Origin of the sequence: Streptomyces sp. x-19, assembly GCF_046549115.1 — a bacterium.
Lineage (GTDB): Bacteria > Actinomycetota > Actinomycetes > Streptomycetales > Streptomycetaceae > Streptomyces > Streptomyces albulus_C.
Genome location: NZ_JAJPWK010000001.1, coordinates 241,229 through 264,214, shown reverse-complemented (window position 1 = coordinate 264,214; position 22,986 = coordinate 241,229). Strand labels below are relative to the sequence as shown.

17 protein-coding genes are annotated in these 22,986 nt (G+C 69.7%); 7 read left to right on the top strand and 10 right to left on the bottom strand.

What is annotated here, in order from left to right; all coding sequences use genetic code 11:
* Window positions 1–15: 15 nt before the first annotated feature.
* From ACLJT4_RS01185 to ACLJT4_RS01165, 5 genes are all read right to left on the bottom strand, one after another.
* Window positions 16–1,413 (bottom strand): amidohydrolase family protein, encoded by a 1,398-nt coding sequence (locus ACLJT4_RS01185; RefSeq protein WP_411120565.1) that lies wholly within the window; start codon window positions 1,411–1,413, stop codon window positions 16–18.
* Window positions 1,414–1,533: 120 nt separating this feature from the next.
* Complete coding sequence (locus ACLJT4_RS01180; protein WP_411120564.1) at window positions 1,534–2,331, bottom strand: succinate dehydrogenase/fumarate reductase iron-sulfur subunit; 798 nt, start codon at window positions 2,329–2,331, stop codon at window positions 1,534–1,536.
* Window positions 2,328–4,250: a fumarate reductase/succinate dehydrogenase flavoprotein subunit gene (locus ACLJT4_RS01175; protein WP_411120563.1), complete on the bottom strand. Its 1,923-nt coding sequence runs from the start codon at window positions 4,248–4,250 to the stop codon at window positions 2,328–2,330. Before ACLJT4_RS01175 ends, ACLJT4_RS01180 begins: the two co-directional genes overlap by 4 nt.
* A gap of 87 nt (window positions 4,251–4,337) precedes the next feature.
* On the bottom strand, window positions 4,338–5,165 hold the full coding sequence (locus tag ACLJT4_RS01170; protein ID WP_411120562.1) for a hypothetical protein: 828 nt from the start codon (window positions 5,163–5,165) through the stop codon (window positions 4,338–4,340).
* Between the two features lie 16 nt (window positions 5,166–5,181).
* Complete coding sequence (locus ACLJT4_RS01165; protein ID WP_411120561.1) at window positions 5,182–5,481, bottom strand: hypothetical protein; 300 nt, start codon at window positions 5,479–5,481, stop codon at window positions 5,182–5,184.
* A 388-nt stretch (window positions 5,482–5,869) separates the two neighbouring features.
* On the opposite strand from ACLJT4_RS01165, the gene ACLJT4_RS01160 reads away from it, so the two are divergent.
* From ACLJT4_RS01160 to ACLJT4_RS01130, 7 genes are all read left to right on the top strand, one after another.
* Window positions 5,870–8,224 (top strand): ABC transporter family substrate-binding protein, encoded by a 2,355-nt coding sequence (locus ACLJT4_RS01160; RefSeq protein ID WP_411120560.1) that lies wholly within the window; start codon window positions 5,870–5,872, stop codon window positions 8,222–8,224.
* A gap of 184 nt (window positions 8,225–8,408) precedes the next feature.
* Window positions 8,409–10,319 carry a translational GTPase TypA gene (typA, locus tag ACLJT4_RS01155; RefSeq protein WP_411120559.1) on the top strand — a complete coding sequence of 637 codons (1,911 nt, stop codon included), beginning with the start codon at window positions 8,409–8,411 and terminating at the stop codon, window positions 10,317–10,319.
* A 235-nt stretch (window positions 10,320–10,554) separates the two neighbouring features.
* Window positions 10,555–12,177 (top strand): ABC transporter substrate-binding protein, encoded by a 1,623-nt coding sequence (locus tag ACLJT4_RS01150; RefSeq protein WP_411120558.1) that lies wholly within the window; start codon window positions 10,555–10,557, stop codon window positions 12,175–12,177.
* Between the two features lie 18 nt (window positions 12,178–12,195).
* A complete protein-coding gene (locus ACLJT4_RS01145; protein ID WP_411120557.1) occupies window positions 12,196–13,119 on the top strand; it encodes an ABC transporter permease in 924 nt (307 codons plus the stop codon).
* On the top strand, window positions 13,112–14,095 hold the full coding sequence (locus ACLJT4_RS01140; RefSeq protein ID WP_411120556.1) for an ABC transporter permease: 984 nt from the start codon (window positions 13,112–13,114) through the stop codon (window positions 14,093–14,095). Before ACLJT4_RS01145 ends, ACLJT4_RS01140 begins: the two co-directional genes overlap by 8 nt.
* An 11-nt stretch (window positions 14,096–14,106) precedes the next feature.
* Complete coding sequence (locus ACLJT4_RS01135) at window positions 14,107–15,117, top strand: ABC transporter ATP-binding protein (RefSeq protein WP_016572743.1); 1,011 nt, start codon at window positions 14,107–14,109, stop codon at window positions 15,115–15,117.
* The gene (locus ACLJT4_RS01130) at window positions 15,104–16,138 is read left to right on the top strand and encodes an ABC transporter ATP-binding protein (RefSeq protein WP_411120555.1); all 1,035 of its coding nucleotides are present in this window, start codon (window positions 15,104–15,106) and stop codon (window positions 16,136–16,138) included. The genes ACLJT4_RS01135 and ACLJT4_RS01130 overlap by 14 nt, the downstream gene beginning before the upstream one ends.
* Before the next feature lie 71 nt (window positions 16,139–16,209).
* Here ACLJT4_RS01130 and ACLJT4_RS01125 read toward each other — a convergent pair whose 3' ends face one another.
* The 5 genes from ACLJT4_RS01125 to ACLJT4_RS01105 all read right to left on the bottom strand — a co-directional run bounded on the left by ACLJT4_RS01125 (window position 16,210) and on the right by ACLJT4_RS01105 (window position 22,453).
* Window positions 16,210–17,340 (bottom strand): ABC transporter ATP-binding protein, encoded by a 1,131-nt coding sequence (locus ACLJT4_RS01125; RefSeq protein ID WP_411120554.1) that lies wholly within the window; start codon window positions 17,338–17,340, stop codon window positions 16,210–16,212.
* 12 nt (window positions 17,341–17,352) lie between these two features.
* The gene (locus ACLJT4_RS01120; protein ID WP_411120553.1) at window positions 17,353–18,420 is read right to left on the bottom strand and encodes an ABC transporter ATP-binding protein; all 1,068 of its coding nucleotides are present in this window, start codon (window positions 18,418–18,420) and stop codon (window positions 17,353–17,355) included.
* 11 nt (window positions 18,421–18,431) lie between these two features.
* The gene (locus ACLJT4_RS01115) at window positions 18,432–19,403 is read right to left on the bottom strand and encodes an ABC transporter permease (protein WP_016572739.1); all 972 of its coding nucleotides are present in this window, start codon (window positions 19,401–19,403) and stop codon (window positions 18,432–18,434) included.
* A gap of 110 nt (window positions 19,404–19,513) precedes the next feature.
* On the bottom strand, window positions 19,514–21,313 hold the full coding sequence (locus ACLJT4_RS01110) for an ABC transporter substrate-binding protein (RefSeq protein ID WP_411120552.1): 1,800 nt from the start codon (window positions 21,311–21,313) through the stop codon (window positions 19,514–19,516).
* A gap of 105 nt (window positions 21,314–21,418) precedes the next feature.
* Window positions 21,419–22,453 carry an ABC transporter permease gene (locus ACLJT4_RS01105; RefSeq protein ID WP_411120551.1) on the bottom strand — a complete coding sequence of 345 codons (1,035 nt, stop codon included), beginning with the start codon at window positions 22,451–22,453 and terminating at the stop codon, window positions 21,419–21,421.
* Window positions 22,454–22,986 lie beyond the last annotated feature (533 nt).

Here is a 22,986-nt window from a genome sequence, read left to right as displayed (position 1 = left end):
GGTGTGGTGGTGCGGTCAGGCGTCGCGGAGGTGCGCGGCGGCCAGTTCGGCCTCGCGGACGACGCGTTCGGTGTCGACGTGCAGCAGTTCGCCCTGCGACTTGCGCAGGTGGCCGTCGACGAAGACCTCGCTGACGTTCGGCGGCTGGCCGTTGAGGACGATCTGGCTGGTCCAGTCGAAGCGCGGGGCGAAGTTGAGCGTGCCGGGGTCGAGGACGACGACGTCGGCCCGCTTGCCCGGGGTCAGCGAACCGACCCGGTCCGCCATGCCGATGGCCTCCGCGCCGCCCAGCGTCGCCATCCGGAGCACCGCAGGGAGGGTCGGGTGGATGGCGGCGTCCTCGTGGCGGGCCCGTTGGAGACCGACGGCCGCCTTCATCACGTTGAACATGTCCGAGGTGTCGTTGGTCCCGCCGTCGTGGCCGAGGCCGGCCTTGACGCCCTGCTGGTGGAACGCCGGCAGCGGGCAGATCCCGGACGCCAGCCGCATGTTGCTCAGCGGACAGTGGGCGATCCGCACGTCGTGCTCGCCGGTCAGTGCGATCTCCTCGTCGGTGAGGTGGATCGCGTGGTTCATCAGCAGCTTCGGGCCGAACGCGTCGATCTCGCGCAGTGAGCGGATCGGGTCGTCGGCGCGGTCGCCCTTGTTCTCCAGGACGTGCGAGTTGAACATCACGCCCAGGTCGCGGGCGACCTCGTACAGCGCGCGCAGCTCCTTGATCTGGCCCATCCCGGCGTGCGCGGAGACCTGGACGGAGGCCAGCGGCAGCGGGTCCAGGAAGTCCTTCTTGATCTTCGGGATGAGGTGGGCGTCGGCGGCGCTCTGCGTCGAGGCGTAGACGAAGCGCAGCCCGGAGTCGTCCAGCGCCTTGATGTAGCGCGCGCTGGTGTCGTACGGGACCGGGTGCACCCAGTCGACGAGGGTGGTGACGCCCGCCTGGAGGGCGTCGAGCGCGGCCAGGTGGACGAAGCGGTACATGTCCTGCGGGCCGATCTTGGGGAGCGTGACGCGGTTGCAGTCGCTCAGCCAGCCGTAGAGGTCCTCGTTCGAACAGCCGCCGCGGATGCTGGACTGCCACAGGTGGTTGTGCAGGTCGACGAAGCCGGGCAGCACGATCTTGCCGCGGGTGTCGAGCACCCGGGCGCCGGCCGGCGCGGTCAGGCCGCGGCCCACGGCGGCGACGGTCCCGTCCTTCAGCAGCACGTCGACGCCGTTCTCCAGCTGCCCGAGCGTGCCCTTGCCCACGTGGGGGTCCATGGTGAGGACCAGGTCCGCGCCGCGCAGCAGGGTGGTGCGACGGTCGCCGGGGGCCTCGGTCGGTCGGGCGGGGCGGTCCTGGGCCAGCGCGGGGAAGCCGGCCGCGGCGGCCAGCGGGACGGTGCTCAGGCCGGCCAGGACCCGCCGTCGGTTCATTTTCGGAAGATTCATTCCGCTCTTATACCGCGGCTGTTCGAATCCACCGTAAGGAGGTTTTCAGCCATGTGATGCAGCATCAGAAATGCTGTATCTAGGGCTAGTTGGGCGTCAGGTGGGTCATTCCGTCCGCCGTCGGATCTTGTTCCCGAGCCACACCAGAGGGTCGTACTTGCGGTCCGCCGCGCGCTCCTTCAGCGGGATCAGCGCATTGTCGGTGATCTTGATGTTCTCCGGGCAGACCTCCGTGCAGCACTTGGTGATGTTGCAGTAGCCGAGCCCGTGCTCGTCCTGCGCGCTGACCTTGCGGTCCAGTCCGCGGGCCGGCGCGGCGTCCAGCGGGTGCATGTCCAGCTCGGCGATCCGCATCAGGAACCGCGGGCCGGCGAAGGCCGCCTTGTTCTCCTCGTGGTCCCGGACGACGTGGCAGGTGTCCTGGCACAGGAAGCACTCGATGCACTTGCGGAACTCCTGCGACCGGTTCACGTCCTCCTGCCGCATCCGGTACTCGCCCGGTCCCAGTTCGGCGGGCGGGACGAACGACGGCACCTGGCGCGCCTTGGTGTAGTTGAAGGAGACGTCGGTGACCAGGTCGCGCAGGACCGGGAAGGTCCGCATCGGGGTGACGGTGAGGGTCTCGGTGCGGGCGAAGACCGACATCCGGGTCATGCACATCAGCCGCGGTCGACCGTTGATCTCCGCGCTGCACGAACCGCACTTGCCGGCCTTGCAGTTCCAACGGACCGCGAGGTCCGGCGCCTGGGTCGCCTGGAGGCGGTGGATGATGTCGAGCACCACCTCGCCCTCGTTCACCTCCACCCGGAAGTCCTCCAGCGCGCCGCCGTCCGCGTCGCCCCGCCACACCCGGAAGTGCGCCTGGTAGGCGCCGGAACGCTGTTCCGCCTGCCGCTCGCTCACCGGCTCAGCTCCTCGTCCGTCAGGTACTTCACCAGCTCGTCCTTGTCGAAGAGTTCCAACAGGTCGCGGCGGATCGGCGGGGTCTCGCGGCGGGAGAGCCGGATCTGCCCCAGCGCCGGGTCCGGATCGCCCGCCGCGTCCCGGTCGTCGGCGAGCAGGCAGACCAGGTTGACGTTGCGCCAGCGCCGGTCCATCTGCGGATGGTCGTCCCGGGTGTGCCCGCCCCGGCTCTCCGTGCGCTCCAGGGCCGCCCGTGCCACGCACTCGCTGACCAGCAGCATGTTGCGCAGGTCGAGGGAGAGGTGCCAGCCCGGGTTGTACTGCCGGTGGCCCTCCACGCCCGCCCGGCGGGCCCGCGCCCGCAGCTTCGCCAACCGTTCCAGTGCCTCGGCCATCTCGCCCTCCCGGCGGATGATGCCGACCAGGTCGTTCATCGACTGCTGGAGCTCCTGGTGCAGGGTGTACGGGTTCTCGGCCGGGCCGCCGCCCTCCTCGGCGCTGAACGGGCGCAGCGCCTCCGCCTCGGCGGCGTCGATCCCGCGCGGTTCGGGGACCGGCCGGGCGCGCAGCCCGCCGACGTACTCGGCCGCGTACAGCCCCGCGCGGCGCCCGAAGACCAACAGGTCGGACAGGGAGTTGCCGCCCAGCCGGTTCGAACCGTGCATGCCGCCGGCCACCTCGCCGGCGGCGAACAGGCCCGGCACCCCGGTCGCCGCCGCGGTGTCCGGGTCCACCTCCACCCCGCCCATCACGTAGTGGCAGGTCGGGCCGACCTCCATCGGTTCGGCGGTGATGTCCACGTCCGCCAGCTCCTTGAACTGGTGGTGCATGGACGGCAGTCGACGGGTGATGACCTCGGCCGGCATGCGCGTCGAGACGTCCAGGAAGACCCCGCCGTGCGGGGAGCCGCGGCCCGCCTTGACCTCGGCGTTGATGGCCCGCGCCACCTCGTCGCGGGGCAGCAGCTCGGGCGGGCGGCGGTTGCGGTCGGGGTCCTCGTACCAGCGGTCGCCCTCGGCCTCGGACTCGGCGTACTTCTCCTTGAAGACATCCGGGACGTAGTCGAACATGAACCGCTTGCCGTCGCTGTTGCGCAGCACCCCGCCGTCGCCGCGCACCGACTCGGTGACGAGGATGCCCTTGACCGACGGCGGCCAGACCATCCCGGTCGGATGGAACTGGACGAACTCCATGTTGATCAGCGGTGCGCCGGCCAGCAGGGCCAGCGCGTGGCCGTCACCGGTGTACTCCCAGGAGTTCGAGGTGACCTTGAAGGACTTGCCGATGCCGCCGGTGGCCAGCACCACGGCCGGCGCCTCCAGCACGAAGAAGCGGCCCGACTCCCGGTCGTAGCAGAAGACGCCGGCGACCTGCCCGTCGGTAGTCAGGACGCGGGTGACGGTGCACTCCTGGAAGACCTTCAGGCCCTCCTCGTACGAGCCGGAGACCCGCTCGTCCTCCTGCTGGAGCGAGACGATCTTCTGTTGGAGGGTGCGGATCAGCTCCAGGCCGGTGCGGTCGCCGACGTGCGCCAGCCGCGGGTACTCGTGGCCACCGAAGTTGCGCTGGGAGATCCGGCCGTCCGCGGTGCGGTCGAAGAGCGCGCCCCAGGTCTCCAACTCCCAGACCCGGTCCGGGGCCTCGCGGGCGTGCAGCTCGGCCATCCGCCACTGGTTGAGGAACTTCCCGCCGCGCATGGTGTCCCGGAAGTGCACCTGCCAGGTGTCGTGCTCGTTGGCGTTGCCCATACTGGCCGCGATGCCGCCCTCGGCCATCACCGTATGGGCCTTGCCGAACAGGGACTTGCAGATCACCGCCGTCCGCATGCCCGCCTCGCGGGCCTCGATGGCGGCGCGCAGCCCGGCGCCGCCCGCGCCCACCACGACCACGTCCCAGGTCTGCCGGTCCACATGCGCCATCAGTGGCACACCTTCCCTCGGATCTCTTCGGTTTCTTCGGTTCCCTCCGGGCCCTCGGGGACCCCGGAAGCCCGCGGACGTCGTGCGTCAGAAGAAGCGCGGGTCCGCGAACGCCCCGCTGGCCAGGAGGAAGACGTAGAAGTCCGCCACCGCCACGCTGATCAACGAGGACCAGGCGAGCAGCATGTGACGGGCGTTGAGCTTGCTGACCCAGCCCCACATCCGGTACCGCACCGGATGCTTGGAGAAGTGCCGCAGCCGGCCGCCGACGATGTGCCGGCAGGAGTGGCAGGAGAGGGTGTAGGCCCAGATCAGCACGATGTTGGCGAGGAAGACCAGCGACCCCAGGCCCATGTGGCCCCAGCGGTAGTGGTCGTCGCGGAAGGTCAGCACGGTGTCGTAGGTGAGGATGCCGGCGACCAGCACCGCGAAGTAGAAGAAGTAGCGGTGGACGTTCTGCAGGATCAGGGGGAAGCGGGTCTCGCCGGTGTACTTCTTGTGCGGTTCGGCGACCGCGCAGGCCGGCGGGGAGGCCCAGAAGCCACGGTAGTACGCCTTGCGGTAGTAGTAGCAGGTCAGCCGGAAACCCAGCGGGAAGATCAGGATCAGCAGGGCCGGGGACAGGCCCCACCAGCTGCCGAACAGCTCCCAGTTGGGACCCCCGCGCATCGTGTGGCAGTTCTGCGCCAGGCACGGCGAGTAGAACGGCGACACGTACGGCGCGTGGTAGTAGTCGGCGTTCGCGAACGCCCGCCAGGTCGAGTAGACGACGAACGCGAGCAGTCCGGCGGCGGTGCCGGCCGGCGCCAGCCACCAGCGGTCGGTGCGCAGGTGGCGGGCGGGGATGGCGGCGCGCGAGGCATCGTGCACGCCGGTCGGGCCCGATTGCGGTGCGGGTTCGATGCCAGTGGCCAACGTTACGTCTCCGTCCTTACGGCGCGTGCCGGTCCTTGGCGCCCAGGCCCTCGTCCTCGGCGTCCGTCCACAGCGCAGAGTTGTAGGGGGTGTCCGGAATCGGCACCATCTCGTCGTCGGCCGCGGCGGGCCGGCCGGGCGGCGCGCCGGCGAGGCCCTCCTTGAGCAGCGCCAGGCTCTCCCGGAGGTGGTCCGTGTCGCTGCGGACCCGACGGACCTCCAGCCCGCCGCCGATCCGTGCCTGAAGCTTTCCGACCGCCTGGACGAGGGCGTCCAGGCTGCGTTCAACCGCCGTCAAGTCGTCCTGTACGGACATCACATGCCCTCACTTCGTGACGTGTGGTGGGCGATCTCATGCGCCCGAGAGTGTCGCGCGTCACAGTAGGGCTTGGGAAGGGGGCAGGCACCACTACGACTCGAACCGGTGCGTTCCGGACCCGCCGCAGGACACGGAGCGTCGAACTCCGGTGCGACCGGGGACGCCGTTGAGGCGTACGGGGCGGGCGGTGCGCCACCGGGTCCGTCGGCCGGCCGAGCCGGCATTGGGCCGGGCGGGTGGCCTTCGCCGGACCCGTCGACGTGTCGGTCCGTCAGGAAGCGGACGGTCACCTTCAGTAGGGAGCCCATAGATGTGATGAGCCGCAAAGTCGGCCGGACGTGTTACTGCGGCTCGGCGCGGCGCGGGCGAGCCGGAGGGAACAGTCATGACCGACCACGTCAGCCCAGGCGGCGCGGTGTGCCGGAGGCGCCGCTGCGCCGCGCTCGTCGCGGTGGGGGCGCTGCTCCCGTTGCCGGTCCTGGCCGGTTGCAGCCAGGGCGACACCGCGCCCTCCGTCGCCCAGTCCCAGGACATCGCACCGGCCCCGCGGGGGATGGTCAAGGACGGCGGCACGGTCCGGTGGGCGATCGACGCGCTGCCCAGCACCTTCAACGCCTTCCAGAGCGACGCGGACGCGGCCACCACCCGGGTCACCGGCGCCGTCCTGCCCAGCCTGTTCACGCTCGACGCGAGCGGCCACCCCCAGCGCAACGCCGACTACCTCGGCGCGGCCGACGTCAGCGCCCGCGAGCCCCGACAGGTCGTCACCTACCAGCTCAACCCCAAGGCGCGGTGGAGCGACGGCCGGCCGATCGGCGCCGCGGACTTCCTCGCCCAGTGGAACGCGCTGCGCGGCAAGGACAACGCGTACTGGACCGCCCGCAACGCCGGCTATGACCGGATCGCCAAGGTCGAGGCCGGCGCCAAACCGCACCAGGTCAAGGTCACCTTCGCCCGGCCGTACGCCGACTGGCAGTCGCTCTTCACGCCGCTCTACCCCAAGGGCGTGATGGGGAAGGCCGACGCCTTCAACGACGCGGCGCGGGAGAAGCTCCCGGTCGGCGCGGGCCCGTTCCTGGTGCGCAAGCGGGACGCCGACCGCGGCACCGTCACGCTGGTCCGCAACCCCACCTGGTGGGGCGACCGGGCCAAGCTCGACAAGCTGGTGCTGACGGCGCTGCCCCGGGACAAGCGGTCCGGGGCGCTGGCCGCCGGGACGATCGACGTCGCCGCGGTCGACCAGGGCGCCGCCAAGCAGGTCGCCCAGGCCGCCGCGCCGGCCACCGCCAAGGGCGTGGACGCCAAGGCCGAGAACGCCCGGACCGCCGCCCGGAAGTCCGCACTGGGCGGCTACGTCGTCCGCAAGGCCCTGGAGCCCGCGTACACCCAGCTCGCCCTCAACGGCAGCGCCGGGCCGCTCGCCGACCAGCGGGTGCGCCGCGCGGTGGCCCGCGCCATCGACCGGCAGGCACTCGCCGACTCCGTCCTCAAGCCGCTGGACCTGCCCGCCCAGCCGCTCGGCAACCACCTGCTGATGGCCGGGCAGCACGGCTACGAGGACCACAGCGACGCGATCGGCGAGGCGGACGCGGGGGCGGCCAAGAAGCTGCTCGCCGACGCCGGCTGGAAGCTCTCCGGCGGCTCCGCACCGCGGCCCGCGGAGGAGCAGGCCGGCGCCGGCCGCGCGGTCACGCCGGACCGGTCCGACGACGGCGACGACGGGTACGCCGAGGACCCGCGGGCGGACGAGCCCGGGGACGGCACCGCCGCGGACCAGTCCGGCGACGCCGAGTCGGACGGCCGCAACCCGCACCGGCCGGGCGCGGGCGCGGACCGGGACGGCGCCCGTCCGGCCGCCGCCGAGGCGCCGCTGTCCTTCGCCGGGGCGGTCGGCTCCGAGGTCCAGCAGGCCGCCCTGCTGCGGCAGAGCGCGGCCCTGTACAAGGCCGAGGCCGCCGAGGAGCGGGCGGCGGCCGCCGGGGACACCGGCTCCCCGGCGTACGGCAAGTACCGGCGGTACAAGAAGCGGGCCGCGCAGGCGCTGGGCGCCGCCGAGCTGATCGAGACCGGGCAGGCCCCGCACCTGCCCGGGGCGGCCGCCGGCCACGCCGCGCTGCGCACGGCCAACAGCCCGTTCCGCGCCCTGCAGGCCGGCACCGGGCACTCGCCGGAGGCGGCCGCGGGGCGGGCGCCCGGCCGGGCGCCGGTGCTCAAGAAGGACGGCCGCCCGCTGGCGCTGCGCCTCGTCCTCCCCGACGGGCCCGGCTCCGAGCAGCTGCGCACCGTGGGCCGGCGGATCGCCGGGATGCTGAACCGGATCGGGGTGCAGACCGCGATCCAGCGGGTCCCGGACGCCAGCTACTTCAAGGACCACATCGCCTCCGGCGACTTCGACCTGGCGCTGTACTCCTGGCCCGGCACCGCCTTCCCGGCGACCGACGCCCGGCCGATCTTCGCCAAGCCGCAGCCGGCCGCGGACGGTTCGCTGACCGTCGAACAGAACTACAGCCGGGTCGGCACCGACCACATCGACCAGCTCTTCGACCAGGCCGCCTCGGAGCTGGACGGGGACGCCTCGCGCACCCTGGTCGAGCAGGCCGACGCCCGGATCTGGGCCGCCGCCGGGTCGATCCCGCTCTACCAACGGCCGGAGCTGGTGGCCACCCGCAAGACGCTCGCCAACATCGGCGCGTTCGGCTTTGCCACGCCGCGTTTCCAAGACGTCGGTTACAAGAAGTAACGGCTACGCCAGAGCTAAAGTTCGGTAAGAAATCGCAGGTCAGAGGCGCTACGTACGGGCTGGGGCGGCCGATGTCGCCACAGCCCCGTACCATGGGGTGAGGCCGTGGCGTAGTTGTGCCCGGCGGGCGCGCGTACCGGACCGTACGCGCCGCCATCCACGATTCCGGGAGAAGCGCCGCACCGTGTCCGCCACACGTCACGACATCCGCAACGTCGCCATCGTCGCCCACGTCGACCACGGCAAGACGACCATCGTCGACGCCATGCTCAAGCAGGCGGGCGCCTTCGCCGCGCACGCCGCCGAGTCCCTCGACGACCGCATGATGGACTCGAACGATCTGGAGCGTGAGAAGGGCATCACGATCCTCGCCAAGAACACGGCGGTGAAGTATCACCCCAAGGACGGCGGGGAGCCCATCACGATCAACATCATCGACACCCCCGGCCACGCCGACTTCGGTGGTGAGGTCGAGCGCGGTCTGTCGATGGTGGACGCCGTCGTGCTGCTGGTCGACGCCTCCGAGGGTCCGCTCCCGCAGACCCGCTTCGTGCTCCGCAAGGCCCTCCAGGCCCGGATGCCGGTCATCCTGTGCATCAACAAGACCGACCGCCCGGACTCCCGGATCGACGAGGTCGTCAACGAGACCTACGACCTCTTCCTCGACCTGGACGCCGACGAGGACCAGATCGAGTTCCCGATCGTCTACGCCTGCGGCCGTGACGGCATCGCGTCGCTGACCAAGCCGGAGGACGGCACCGTCCCCGCGGACAGCACCAACCTGGAGCCGTTCTTCTCCACCATCCTGGAGCACGTCCCGGCCCCGACGTACGAGGAGGACGCGCCGCTCCAGGCGCACGTCACCAACCTCGACGCCGACAACTTCCTCGGCCGCATCGCGCTGCTCCGCGTCGAGCAGGGCGAGCTGCGCAAGGGCCAGACCGTCGCGTGGATCAAGCGGGACGGCAGCATCGCCAACGTCCGCATCACCGAGCTGATGATGACCGAGGCGCTCACCCGCAAGCCCGCCGAGAAGGCCGGCCCGGGCGACATCTGCGCCGTCGCCGGCATCCCCGACATCATGATCGGCGAGACGCTGGCCGACCCGGAGAACCCGGTCGCGCTGCCGCTGATCACGGTCGACGAGCCGGCGATCTCCATGACCATCGGCACCAACACCTCGCCGCTGGTCGGTCGGGGCGGCACGGGCAAGGGCGCGAGCGCCAAGGCCGCGGTCAAGGACCGCAAGGTCACCGCCCGCCAGGTCAAGGACCGCCTGGACCGCGAGCTGATCGGTAACGTCTCGCTGCGCGTCCTGGACACCGAGCGCCCCGACGCCTGGGAGGTGCAGGGCCGCGGTGAGCTGGCGCTGGCCATCCTGGTCGAGCAGATGCGCCGCGAGGGCTTCGAGATGACGATCGGCAAGCCGCAGGTCGTCACCAAGGACGTCGACGGCAAGACCTACGAGCCCGTCGAGCGCATGACCATCGACGTGCCCGAGGAGCACATGGGTGCCGTCACCCAGCTCATGGGCGTCCGCAAGGGCCGGATGGACAACATGTCCAACCACGGCTCGGGCTGGGTCCGCATGGAGTTCGTCGTCCCCTCCCGCGGTCTGATCGGCTTCCGCACGGAGTTCCTGACCAACACCCGCGGCACCGGCATCGCGCACTCCATCCACGAGGGCCACGAGCCGTGGTTCGGCACCCTGACGACCCGTAACAACGGCTCGCTGGTCGCCGACCGCTCGGGCGCGGTCACCGCCTTCGCGATGACCAACCTCCAGGAGCGCGGCGTGCTGTTCACCGACCCCGGCACCGAGGTGTACGAGGGCATGATCGTCGGCGAGAACTCGCGCTCCGACGACATGGACGTGAACATCACCAAGGAGAAGAAGCTCACGAACATGCGGTCCTCGTCGGCCGACTCGTTCGAGGCGATCGTGCCGCCGCGCAAGCTCTCCCTGGAGCAGTCCCTGGAGTTCTGCCGCGACGACGAGTGCGTCGAGGTCACCCCGGAGGCCGTGCGCATCCGCAAGGTCGTCCTGGACCAGAAGGAGCGCGGCCGCTCCGCCTCGCGCGCCAAGCACGGCTGACGCCACCCAGGCCCTTCACGGCGCCCCGTCGGACACGGTCCGGCGGGGCGCCGCCGTATGGGCGCACGGCGCGGTCGGCGGCGGTCGTCGTCGGTCATCCGAGGGGTTTCCCGGGGGTTCGGAGCAGTGGCGACCGGTGCCGGGGTGCGGTATGGCACGGTTTGGGCTCTGATGTGGGCTACGTGTGGTCCCCGTGACTACGTGTGACCCGGAGTCCGGACCGTAAGGAGGCACCATGCGCCCAGCGGTGTGCGCGAAGTGGGCCGGCTGCGCGGCGGCGGTGGCCCTCGTGACCACCGGGTGCGGGGGCGGGACCGCCGGGCCGGGCGGCTCCGCCGTCGTCAGCGCCTCCTGGGGCGACCCGCAGAATCCGCTGGAGCCGGCCAACACCAACGAGGTGCAGGGCGGCAAGGTGCTGGAGATGCTGCTGCGCGGCCTCAAGCGCTACGACCCCGAGACCGGCGCGGCCAAGAACGTCCTGGCCGAGAAGATCGAGACCACCGACGCCCAGCACTACACCGTGACCCTCAAACGCGGCTGGAGTTTCAGCGACGGCGAGAAGGTCACCGCCAAGTCCTTCGTGGACGCCTGGAATTACGGCGCGCTGCTGGACAACAAGCAGAAGAACGCGCCCTTCTTCCAATACATCGACGGCTTCGACAAGGTGCACCCGGACAACGGGAAGCCCACCGCGAAGACCCTCTCCGGACTGAAGGTGAAGGACGACCAGACCTTCGACGTCACGCTGAACCAGAAATTCTCCAGCTGGCCGGACACCCTGGGCTATTCGGCGTTCATGCCGCTGCCCCAGGCGTTCTTCCGCGACCACGCCGGCTGGCTGAAGAGACCCGTCGGCAACGGCCCGTACCTGGTGGATTCCTACACCAAGGGCAGCGTGCTGAAGATGCGGAAGTGGAAGCGGTACCCCGGTCCCGACCCGGCCCAGAACGGCGGTATCGACCTGCGCGTCTACACCGACAGCGAGACCGCCTACACCGACCTGCAGGCCGGCAACCTCGACCTGGTCGACGACATCCCGGCGTCCCAGCTGAAGAACGTCCGGTCCGACCTCGGCGACCGCTACCTCAACCAGCCGGCCGGCATCCTCCAGACCCTCACCTTCCCGATGTACGACGCGCACTGGGGCAAGCCCGGGATGGAACGGGTGCGGCGCGGCCTGTCGATGGCGATCGACCGGCAGCAGATCACCAAGGCGATCTTCCAGCACACCCGCACCCCGGCCACCGACTGGACCTCGCCGGTCCTGGGGGAGAAGGGCGGCTTCAAGGAGGGGCTCTGCGGCGACGCCTGCGTCTTCGACCCGGCGAAGGCCCGCCAGCTCATCAAGGACGGCGGCGGACTCCCCGGCGGCCGGATGACGATCACGTACAACGCCGACACCGGCTCGCACAAGGACTGGGTCGACGCGGTCTGCAACAGCATCAACAAGACGCTGGGGAACGACAAGGCGTGCGTGGGCAATCCGGTCGGCACCTTCGCGGACTTCCGCAACCAGATCAGCGCCCGGCAGCTGACCGGCCCCTTCCGGGCCGGCTGGCAGATGGACTACCCGCTGATCCAGAACTTCCTCCAGCCGCTGTACTACACCAACGCCTCCTCCAACGACGGGAAGTTCAGCAACCCCGCATTCGACAAACTCGTCAACCAGGCCAACGCCGCCCCGGACACCCGGCAGGCGGTGGCGAAATTCCAGGACGCGGAGCGGATCCTCGCCCGCGAAATGCCGTCCATTCCGCTCTGGTACCAGAACGGCAGCGGCGGCTATTCGGACCGGATCAGCAACGTGCGGCTCAATCCGTTCAGCGTTCCGGTCTACAACGAGATCACCGTCGGCTGACCGCGGAGGCGAGCGCGCATGGGACGTTATGTGATCCGGCGGTTGCTCCAGATGATCCCGGTGTTCATCGGCAGCACCTTCCTGATCTTCCTCATGGTCTACGCACTGGGCGATCCGGTCGCCGCGATGTTCGGCGACCGGGCGCCGGACCCCGCCACCGCGGCGCAGATCCGCCACGACCTCTACCTCGACCAGCCGCTGTGGAAGCAGTACCCGCACTACATGGGCCAGATCTTCCAGGGCAACTTCGGCACCGCCTTCAACGGGCAGCCGGTCACCGAGCTGATGGGCACGGCCTTCCCCGTCACCTTCCGGCTCACCATCGTCGCCATCGTCCTGGAGACGGTGGTGGGTGTCGCGCTGGGCGTGTTCAGCGGGTTGCGGCGCGGCCGGAGCATCGACACCACCGTGCTGGTCCTCACCCTCGTCGTGGTCTCCGTACCGACCTTCGTCAGCGGTTACCTGCTCCAGTTCGTCTTCGGCGTGAAGTGGGAATGGGCCGCGCCGACCGTCGCCATCGAGGCACCCTTGGGCCAACTGTTGCTCCCGGGGCTGGTGTTGGCGTTGGTCTCGCTCGCTTACGTCACCCGGCTGACCCGGACCTCGATCGCCGAGAACGCCCGCGCCGACTACGTCCGCACCGCCGTCGCCAAGGGGCTGCCCCGGCACCGGGTCATCACCCGCCACCTGCTGCGCAACTCCCTGATCCCGGTGGTCACCTTCATCGGCACCGACATCGGCGCGCTGATGGGCGGCGCCATCGTCACCGAGCGGATCTTCAACATCCACGGCGTCGGATACCAGCTCTACCAGGGCATCCTCCGGCAGAACTCGCCGACCGTGGTGGGCTTCGTGACGATCCTGGTGCTGGTGTTCCTGATCGCCAACCTGCTGGTCGACCTGCTGTACGCCGTCCTCGACCCGAGGATCCGCTATGCCTGAGCCGCACGTCCCCCAGGAAGCCATCGGCCACGGCGACGGCGGCACCGCCGCGCTCGCCATCGGCGAGGCCGAGTCCCTGGCCCGCGCCCCCGGCGCCGGGCCCCCACCCCCCGGTGGCGAACCCACCGGAAAGCCCCGCAGCCTGTGGAGCGACGCCTGGCACGACCTGCGCCGCAACCCGGTCTTCGTGGTCTCCGCGCTGGTCATCGTCTTCCTGGCGGTCATCGCCATCTGGCCGCAGCTGATCGCCACCGGCAACCCGTACCGCGCCGACCTCTCCAAGGCCCAGCAGGGCGCCGCGCCCGGCCACCCCTTCGGCTACGACACCCAGGGCCGCGACGTCTACACCCGGGTCGTCTACGGCGCCCGCGCCTCCATCACCGTCGGCACCTGCGCCACCGCCGGCGTCGCCCTCCTGGGCAGCCTGCTCGGCGGCCTGGCCGGCTTCTTCGGCGGCTGGTGGGACACCCTGCTCTCCCGGCTCGCCGACGTCTTCTTCGGCATCCCGGTGCTGCTCGGCGGGCTGGTCTTCCTGTCCGTCGTCACCAGCACCACCGTCTGGCCGGTGGTCGGCTTCATCGTGCTGCTGGGCTGGCCGCAGATCGCCCGGATCGCCCGCGGCTCGGTCGTCACCGCCAAGCAGAACGACTACGTGCAGGCCGCGAGGGCGCTGGGCGCGGGCAACGGGCGGATGCTGCTGCGGCACATCGCGCCCAACGCCGTCGCCCCGGTCATCGTCGTCGCGACCATCGCCCTGGGCACCTACATCGCCCTGGAGGCCACCCTGTCCTACCTCGGCGCGGGCCTCAAACCACCCACCGTCTCCTGGGGCATCGACATCTCCGCCGCCTCCACCCACATCCGCAACGCGCCCCACATGCTGCTCTGGCCCGCGGGCGCACTGAGCATCACGGTGCTCGCGTTCATCATGCTCGGCGACGCGGTGCGCGACGCCCTCGACCCCAAGCTGCGCTGAGGAGGCGTCAGATGACCAACGGCGGCGCACCCGCGACCGAGCCGCTGCTCGACGTCCAGGACCTCCAGGTGGAGTTCCGCACCCGCGACGGGGTGGCCAAGGCCGTCAACGGCGTCAGCTACACCGTGGCGGCCGGCCGGACGCTGGCGGTGCTCGGCGAGTCCGGCTCCGGCAAGTCCGTCACCGCCCAGGCCGTGATGGGCATCCTCGACTCGCCGCCGGGCTTCGTCACCGGCGGCCGGATCCTCTTCCAGGGGCGCGACCTGCTCACCCTCGGCAAGGAGGAGCGCCGCAGGGTCCGCGGCGCGAAAATGGCGATGATCTTCCAGGACGCGCTCTCCGCCCTGAATCCGGTGCTCAGCGTCGGCGCCCAACTCGGCGAGATGTTCCGGGTGCACACCGGGGCGTCCCGCAAGGACGCCCGGGACAAGGCGGTCGCCCTGATGGAGCGGGTCGGCATCCCGGCGGCCCGGGCGCGGGTCGGGGACTACCCGCACCAGTTCTCCGGCGGCATGCGCCAACGCATCATGATCGCCATGGCGCTCGCCCTGGAACCCGACCTGATCATCGCGGACGAGCCGACCACCGCCCTGGACGTCACCGTCCAGGCCCAGGTCATGGACCTGCTCGCGGAGTTGCGCCGCGAGTACCGGATGGGCCTGATCCTCATCACCCACGACCTCGGCGTGGTCGCCGACGTCGCCGACACCATCGCGGTGATGTACGCGGGCCGGGTCGTCGAGACCGCCCCCGTCGACCAGCTCTACAAGGCGCCCGCACACCCGTACACCCGCGGGCTGCTGGAGTCCGTGCCCCGGCTGGGGCACAAGGGGCAGCAACTGCACGCGATCAAGGGCCTGCCGCCCAGCCTCACCGCCATCCCGCCCGGCTGCGCCTTCCACCCCCGCTGCCCGCTGGCCCGCGACGTCTGCCGCACCGACCGGCCGCCGCTGAACGACGTCGGACCGGGCCGGGCCAGCGCCTGCCACTTCTGGAAGGAGACCCTCGATGGCGCCCGGTGAACCGCTCCTCGAAGTCCGCGACCTGGTCAAGCACTTCCCGCTGACCCGCGGCGTGCTCATCAAGAAGCAGGTGGGCGCGGTCAAGGCGGTCGACGGGGTCTCCTTCGCGCTCCGGCAGGGCGAAACCCTCGGCATCGTGGGGGAGTCCGGCTGCGGCAAGTCGACGGTGGCCCGGATGCTGGTCGGACTGGAGTGGCCGACGGCCGGGCACATCCGCTACCGCGGCGAGGACATCACCCGACTGTCCGGGCGCGCCATGAAGGCCGTCCGCCGCAACATCCAGATGGTCTTCCAGGACCCCTACACCTCGCTCAACCCCCGGATGACGGTCGGCGACATCATCGGCGAGCCCTACGAGATCCACCCCGAGGTGGCGCCCAAGGGCGACCGCCGGCGCCGGGTCCAGGAACTCCTCGACGTCGTCGGGCTCAACCCCGAGTTCGTCAACCGCTATCCGCACCAGTTCTCCGGCGGCCAGCGCCAGCGCATCGGGATCGCCCGCGGCCTGGCCCTGCGCCCCGAGATCATCGTCGCGGACGAGCCGGTCTCCGCCCTCGACGTCTCCGTCCAGGCCCAGGTCGTCAACCTCCTGGCCCGGCTCCAGGACGACTTCGGACTCTCCTACGTCTTCATCGCGCACGACCTGTCCGTCGTCCGCCACCTCTCCGACCGGGTCGCGGTGATGTACCTCGGCAAGATCGTCGAGACCGGCACCGACGAGCAGATCTACGACCACCCCACCCACCCGTACACCCAGGCGCTGCTCTCCGCCGTCCCGGTGCCCGACCCCGACGCCCGGGCGCACCGCGAACGCATCCTGCTGAGCGGCGACGTCCCCTCCCCGGCCGATCCGCCGTCCGGCTGCCGCTTCCGCACCCGCTGCTGGAAGGCGCAGGAACTGTGCGCCCGGGTCGAGCCCCCGCTGGCGGTCCCGGCGGCGTTCCACGACGCCGCGGGCCCGGCCCGGCACGCCTCGGCCTGCCACTTCGCGGAGGAGCGGCACGTGGTGCCGAGCGAGTAGGGCACCGGAACGCGGCGGAGCCCGCCTCCCCGGGGGGAAGCGGGCTCCGGCCGTGCGCGGGGCGGGGCGGTTCAGCCCTGCGCCGCACCGTCCTCGTCGGCACTCTCCTCGATCGCGGCCAGCGCCGGGTCCAGGACGATGTCCTCGCCACGGGTCGTCGGGTCCTCCGGGAAGTGGCAGGCGGTCAGGTGACCGTCGCCGTTACCGGAGATCTGGAGCAGCGGCGGCTCGTCCGTCGCGCACTTCTCCTGCGCCTTCCAGCACCGGGTGCGGAAGCGGCAGCCGGACGGCGGGTTGACGGGGGAGGGGACGTCTCCGGCGAGCCGGATCCGCTGGCGCTCCTCGTCGCCCTCCTCGGCCAGCTTCGGCTCGGGCACGGCCGACAGCAGGGCGTGGGTGTACGGGTGGCGCGGCCGGTTGTAGATCTCGTCGCGGGTGCCCACCTCGACGATCTTGCCGAGGTACATCACCGCGACCCGCTCGCTGAAGTGCCGGACGACCGCCAGGTCGTGGGCGATGAAGACGAACGCGATGCCCATCTCGCGCTGGAGGTCCTGGAGCAGGTTGACCACCTGCGCCTGGATGGAGACGTCCAGCGCCGAGACCGGCTCGTCGGCGATGATCAGCTTCGGGTTCAGGGCGAGCGCGCGGGCCACCCCGATGCGCTGCCGCTGGCCGCCGGAGAACTCGTGCGGGAAGCGGTTGTAGTGCTCGGGGTTGAGTCCCACGGTCTCCAGGAGTTCGCGGATCTTCTTCTCCCGGCCGCCAGGCGGGTTGATCCCGTTGATCTCCATCGGGCCGTTGATGATGCTGCCGACCGTCTGCCGCGGGTTCAGCGAGGCGTACGGATCCTGGAAGATCATCTGGATCTCGGAGCGGATCGGCGCCAGCTGCTTGCGGTTGGCGTGCGTGATCTCCTGGCCGGCGTAGGTGATCTTGCCGGAGGTGGGCTCCATCAGCCGGGTCAGCAGCCGGCCGGTGGTCGACTTGCCGCAACCGGACTCGCCGACCAGACCGAAGCTCTCGCCGGCGTGGACGGTCAGGTCCACGCCGTCGACCGCCTGGACGGCCCCGACCTTCCGCTTGAACGGGAAGCCGCCGTAGATCGGGAAGTGCTTGGTCAGTCCCTCGGCGGCGAGCAGGGGCTCGCCCTGAGCGGGCGCGGCGGCTCGGGGCGCGGGCAGGGTGTCGTTCTTGGCCATGGTGGTAGCTCCCTAGCCCAGCCGGGGCTTGATCTGCTCGGTGAAGAGGGTCTGCTTCTGCTCGGCGCTCAGGTGGCAGGCGGCGGCCCGACCCGGTGCCAGCGGCGGGCGCTCGCCGGTGCAGCGGCCGCCGTCGACCTCCGCGGTGAACGCGCAGCGCGGGTGGAAGGCGCAGCCCGACGGCGGGTTGAGCAGGCTCGGCGGGGAACCCGGGATCGGGTGCAGCTCCTCGTTGACGTCCGAGGAGAGCCGCGGCATGGAGCTGAGCAGGCCCCAGGTGTACGGGTGCCGGGGCTCGGTGAGGATCTCCCGGACCGAACCGCGCTCGACGGCCCGGCCGGCGTACATCACCAGCAGGTCGTCGGCGGTGTTGGCGACCACGCCGAGGTCATGGGTGATCAGGATGATCGCGGAGCCGAACTCCTGCTGGAGGTCCTTGAGGAGGTCCAAGATCTGCGCCTGGACGGTGACGTCCAGGGCGGTGGTCGGCTCGTCGGCGATCAGCAGCTGAGGGTTGCAGACCAGCGCCATGGCGATCATCGCGCGCTGCCGCATGCCGCCGGAGAACTGGTGCGGGTAGTCGTCCACCCGCAGGCTGGGCTGGGGGATGCCGACCTTGGTCAGCATCTCGATGGCCCGCTGCCGGCCCTCGCGCTTGTTGGCGCCGGTGTGCTTCATGAACGGTTCGGCGATCTGCCGGCCGACGGTGTAGTACGGCGACAGGGCGGTCAGCGCGTCCTGGAAGATCATCGCCATCTTGTTGCCCCGGAGCTTCTCCAGGGTCTTCTCCTTGGCGCCGGTCAGCTCCTGGCCGTCCAGGTGGATCTCACCGGTGATCTCCGTGGCCTTGGGGTTGTGCAGCCCCAGCACGGCGAGGTTGGTGACGGACTTGCCGGAGCCCGACTCGCCGACGATGCCCAGGGTCTTGCCGCGCTCCAGGTCGAAGGAGAGGCCGTCGACCGCCTTGACGATGCCGTCCTCGGTGGAGAAGCGGACATGCAGGTCGCGGACGGAGAGGAAGGAATCGCCACCGGGTCCGTTCGGGACCGGCTTCTCCGCGGTCTTGGTGGGTGTGGTCACGTCAGGCTCTCCTAGGACAGGCGCACGCGCGGGTCGATGAACGCGTACGCCGCATCCACGATGATGTTGAACACCAGGATCAGGGCCGCGCTGAAGACCAGCACGCCCAGCACCATGGGCAGGTCGAGGGTGGTCACGGAGTCGATCGCCAACCGCCCCAGCCCGGCGAGCTGGAAGGTGAACTCGGTGATCATCGCGCCGCCGAACAGCGACCCCAGGTCCATGCCGAGGATGGTGACGATCGGGATCAGCGAACCGCGCCAGGCGTACCGCAGGAAGACGTAACGCGCCGGCATGCCCTTGGCCTTGGCGGTGCGGACGTGCTCCTCCTGGAGCTGTTCGATCATCGTCGAGCGCGACATACGGGTGTACTGCGCGGTGAAGATCGTCGACATGACCAGCCACGGGATCAGCAGGCCCATGAACCAACCGACCGGGCTGCTGGTGAGGTTGACGTACTTGGGCGCCGCCATGATGCCGCTGTAGACGAAGATGCCCAGCACGACCGGGCCGAGGATGTAGATCTGCACCGAGCTGAGCACCATCGACGCGCCGGTGACCGTCTTGTCCAGCAGCGTGCCGCGCTTCCAGGCGGCCAGCAGGCCGGCGCCCAGGCCGATCACCAGGAACACCACGGCACCGCCGATGGCCAGCGAGGCGGTGGTCGGCAGCCGGTCCATCATCGTCGACCAGACGTCCTGCTTCGTGGCGAAGGAGTAGCCGAAGCAGGGGGCGCTGCAGTGGCCGAGGGTGAAGTCACGCCCGGCGAACACGCCGACCAGGAAGTCCCAGTACTGCGTCGGAAGGGGCTTGTCGAGGCCCAGGTTCTGGTGGATCAGGGCGATGTTGTCCGCGGTGCAGTTCTTGCCGCAGGCCATCATCGCGGGGTCGCCCACGGAGAAGAAGACGAAGAAGGTGACCGCGCTCAGCAGGATGAGGGTGACGACCGCGCCGAACGTCCGGCGAAGTAGGAAGGGAAGCATGGCAATTCGCTGCTCTCAGGACGGCGGCTGCAGTGGGGTGAGGGGTGGCGGGAAGGCATCCGGAGGCGCGCCCCGCCGTGCGCGCGCTCCGGAATGCCTTCACACGGTGCTTACTTCTTGATGAACAGCGTGGTCGGGTCGATGTAGTTGACGTCCGTGTTGTAGCGGGCGCCACCGATCTTCGAGCCGTACAGCTGGAGCATCTTGGTGTAGAACACCGGAGCGGCCGGGTTGACCTTCTCCACGATGTACTCGTGGAGCTTCTCCCACTCGGCGGTCTGCTGCGTGATGTCCGTGATCTTCTTGATGCGGTCGATCTCGCTGCTGATCTTCGGGTCACGGACGTGCGAGTAGTTGGCCGCACCGTCCTGGATCTGCCGGCCGTCGTAGGACGGCGGGATCACGGTGGAGGCGTCCGGCCAGTCCTGGCCCCAGCCCGTCATGTAGATGTCGAAGCCGTTGTCGACCTTGCCCATCTGCTGGTACCAGGAGGCCGCGTCGACCTCCTTCTTCTGCACGTTGAAGCCGGCCTTGCCGAGCGCGTCGGCGATCGCGACGGCTTCCTTCTGCCGGATCTCGGTGTTGGAGTAGGCGTAGACGAGCTTCATGCCCGTCTTGCCGGCCTCCTTCAGGAGCTGCTTGGCCTTCTCCGGGTCGCCGTTGGGCTTGGAGAGCTTGCCGTAGGGGTCGTAGCCCTTCTTGTAGCCCGCGACGGTCGGGGCCAGCAGACCGCCGGCGATCTCACCGCCGTAGCTGCCGCCGTTGATCCGGACGATCTGGCTGTTGGGCATGGCGTAGGTGATCGCATCGCGGATCTTCTTGTCCTTGATGCGGTCCATGTTCATGTTCATCTGCCAGACGTAGGGCTGGTAGCCCTGGACCAGGCGCTTGCTGGCGCTGGCGTCGTCCAGCACCTGCTTGGTCAGCGTCGGCTCCACGGAGTTGGTGAAGCTGACCGCGGTCTGGTCCACGCCCTTGTCGGCCATCAGCCGCTTGGTGGAGTCGGACGCCTGGTGGTTGAAGGTGATGCTGAAGCCGTCGACGTACTGGTGGCGCATCGGGTCGGACTTGGCGTCCCAGTTGGGGTTCTTCACCAACGACATGGACTTGCCGGCCTTGAAGTCCGCGATCTTGTACGGGCCGGAGCAGACCGGTGCGACGTCGTACTTGTCCTTGGTGTCCTTGTCGCTGTCCGGGACGACGCTGTAGCCCGCCATCGTCAGCGCGTAGGGCAGCTGCGTCTGCGGCTTTTGGAAGTGGAAGATGACGGTGTGGTCGTCCGGGGTGTCCAGGACGGACTTGGGCAGGTGGTCACCCTTGTACGGACCGTCCGGCAGCGCCTTGCGGTAGGTCGTGCCGTCGCCCGAGAGCCACTGCTGGACGTAGGTCGGACCCTCGGTGATGAACTTGGCGTACTGGCGCTCGAAGGTGTGCCGGATGTCCTTCGAGGTGATCGGCTTGCCGTCCTCGAACTTGATGCCGTCCTTGAGCGTGTACTTCCAGGTCTTGCCGCCGTCGGACATCTGGCCGGAGTCGGTGGCGAGGTCACCGACGACCGTCTTGTTGCCCTTGTCGTCCTGCTTGAAGGTGGTCAGGCCACGGAAGATCAGCTTCGACAGGTCGCCCATGTCGCTGACGTACATCTGGGCCGGGTCCAGGTGGTTGTAGCTGTCCCGCTGGTAGACGGTGACGGTGCCGCCGGGCGTCGCGCCCGCGACCGGAGCCGCCGGACCGGTGGACTGGGCGACGTTGCCCAGCGGCACCGCCTTGGCCTGGGCCGCGGCATCCTTGTCGGTCTGCGACTTGTCCTTGCCCGTGGCGCCGCCGCTGCTGCACCCGGTGAGGGCGAGCGAACCGGCCGCCATGGCCACGAGCACCGCACGGGCTCTACGCGTAGTGAGTGCGTTCATGAGGATCCAAGCACCTGCCTGTCAGTCGTTGTCCCAGATGTGCTGTCTGACGCATCCGGTGCGCGACCGGTGCGGGGGCGACAGCTGCCCCCGTCAAGTGGACGATCAGCGACCGGACTTGGGGTCGAAGGCGTCCCGGACCGAGTCTCCGAGCAGGTTGAAGCAGAGCACGAAGATCACCATCGCGGCGCCGGGGAAGAGCAAGAAGGTCGGGTCGTTCTCGTACACCATGCCGGCCGTGTGGAACAGCCGTCCCCAGTCCGGGGTCGGCTCCATGATGCCGACGCCCAGGAAGGACAGGCCGGCCTCCGCCGTCACGAACAGCGGGAGCATGTAGGTGCTTTGTACGAGGATCGGAGTCACCACGTTCGGCAGCAGTTCCTTGGTGATGATCCGCCAGGGGGAGGCGCCGGTGATCTTCGCCGCCTCGACGAACTCCCGCTCGCGCAGCGACAGTACCTGGCCGCGCAGAAGGCGGGCCAGACCCATCCAGCCGAGCGCCCACTGCACGAGGATCAGCGCGATCACCCGGATGTAGGTCGGGGTCTCGTCGCCCGGAGGGACGAAAAGGGCCACCACCACGGGCATGAACGCCACGAACGTCAGCTGGCTGGGGAAGGCGAGCAGGAAGTCGATCACCCGGCCGAGCCAGTAGTCGGTGCGGCCGCCGAGGTACCCCGCGGTGACACCGAGGATGGTGCCGGTGATGACCACCAGGATGGTGACGGCCACGGAGATGCCGAGCGAGGTCCGCATGCCGTACAGCAGCTGGGTGAAGAGGTCACGCCCCAGCGACGGCTCGATGCCGAACCAGAAGTCTCCGGAGATGCCGCCGTTGGCGCCCATCGGATAACCGAACTCGTCCAGGAGGTCGGGGTTGTCGCTGCCGTAGAGCGTGTACGGATTCTTGCCGTAGATCGCGGCGATCACCGGGGCCAGGGCCGCGATGACGAAGAAGGCGAGCACGACGATCCCGCAGATCATGCCGGTGCGGTCGCGCTTGAAGCGCGTCCACATCAACTGCCCGGGGGAACGGCCGACGAGCTCACCGCCCTTGCCCTTCTTCTCCTTCTTCAGACCCTTGGACGCAAGCCCCGGGGTATCGGACTTGTCTGTCGCGGTCTGGGATGGACTAGTCATCGCGAAGTGCCCCCGCGCCGAGTTCTCTTGGAACGTGAAGCGGCACCCGTCGCACCGCTGGATGAGCGCGACTTTCGCAAGTGATTTACGGCCGAGTCAAGGGTATGAGGTGTGCTTCTGCACAGGTCGTCCGCTTCTTGAGCGAAGATTGCGCAGATCGTCGCCAAGGCGTGCTTGACACCGGGTTGTCATGTACGGCATGAGGGACAAAAGTGAACCAAACGCTTTAACGTGAAGGCAACTTGCCCGTCGCATCACCGATATACGGACGCGCCATGCTGAACACCGTACGGCCGTGCGGGTGCCGTAGGTCGGCCGGGGATGCCAGCGGCGCCCCGGCCGACCGCCGTTTTGTGGGTGTTTGGCGTTCCACTTCCCCGGTGTCTGTTGTCCGGGGGGCGAGATTGGTGTAGACCTGCGGCAGTGCGTTTACGAATGCGGGGATGCTGTGCGCGTCGTCGGGCCGCGAGGTGGACGGGAGCAGTCCGGGTCTGCCGCCCCGCGTCCACAGTGCGGTCACGCCGTCTCATCCG

Bases quoted from the DNA above. Each gene is read 5' to 3' on its own strand.
- ACLJT4_RS01130 (WP_411120555.1), top strand. From the start codon at position 15,104: ATGGCGCCCGGTGAACCGCTCCTCGAAGTCCGCGACCTGGTCAAGCAC.
- ACLJT4_RS01110 (WP_411120552.1), bottom strand. From the start codon at position 21,313: ATGAACGCACTCACTACGCGTAGAGCCCGTGCGGTGCTCGTGGCCATG.
- ACLJT4_RS01125 (WP_411120554.1), bottom strand. From the start codon at position 17,340: ATGGCCAAGAACGACACCCTGCCCGCGCCCCGAGCCGCCGCGCCCGCT.
- ACLJT4_RS01150 (WP_411120558.1), top strand. From the start codon at position 10,555: ATGCGCCCAGCGGTGTGCGCGAAGTGGGCCGGCTGCGCGGCGGCGGTG.
- ACLJT4_RS01105 (WP_411120551.1), bottom strand. From the start codon at position 22,453: ATGACTAGTCCATCCCAGACCGCGACAGACAAGTCCGATACCCCGGGG.
- ACLJT4_RS01160 (WP_411120560.1), top strand. From the start codon at position 5,870: ATGACCGACCACGTCAGCCCAGGCGGCGCGGTGTGCCGGAGGCGCCGC.
- ACLJT4_RS01175 (WP_411120563.1), bottom strand. From the start codon at position 4,250: ATGGCGCATGTGGACCGGCAGACCTGGGACGTGGTCGTGGTGGGCGCG.
- ACLJT4_RS01115 (WP_016572739.1), bottom strand. From the start codon at position 19,403: ATGCTTCCCTTCCTACTTCGCCGGACGTTCGGCGCGGTCGTCACCCTC.
- ACLJT4_RS01135 (WP_016572743.1), top strand. From the start codon at position 14,107: ATGACCAACGGCGGCGCACCCGCGACCGAGCCGCTGCTCGACGTCCAG.
- ACLJT4_RS01140 (WP_411120556.1), top strand. From the start codon at position 13,112: ATGCCTGAGCCGCACGTCCCCCAGGAAGCCATCGGCCACGGCGACGGC.
- ACLJT4_RS01145 (WP_411120557.1), top strand. From the start codon at position 12,196: ATGGGACGTTATGTGATCCGGCGGTTGCTCCAGATGATCCCGGTGTTC.
- ACLJT4_RS01185 (WP_411120565.1), bottom strand. From the start codon at position 1,413: ATGAACCGACGGCGGGTCCTGGCCGGCCTGAGCACCGTCCCGCTGGCC.
- ACLJT4_RS01165 (WP_411120561.1), bottom strand. From the start codon at position 5,481: ATGTCCGTACAGGACGACTTGACGGCGGTTGAACGCAGCCTGGACGCC.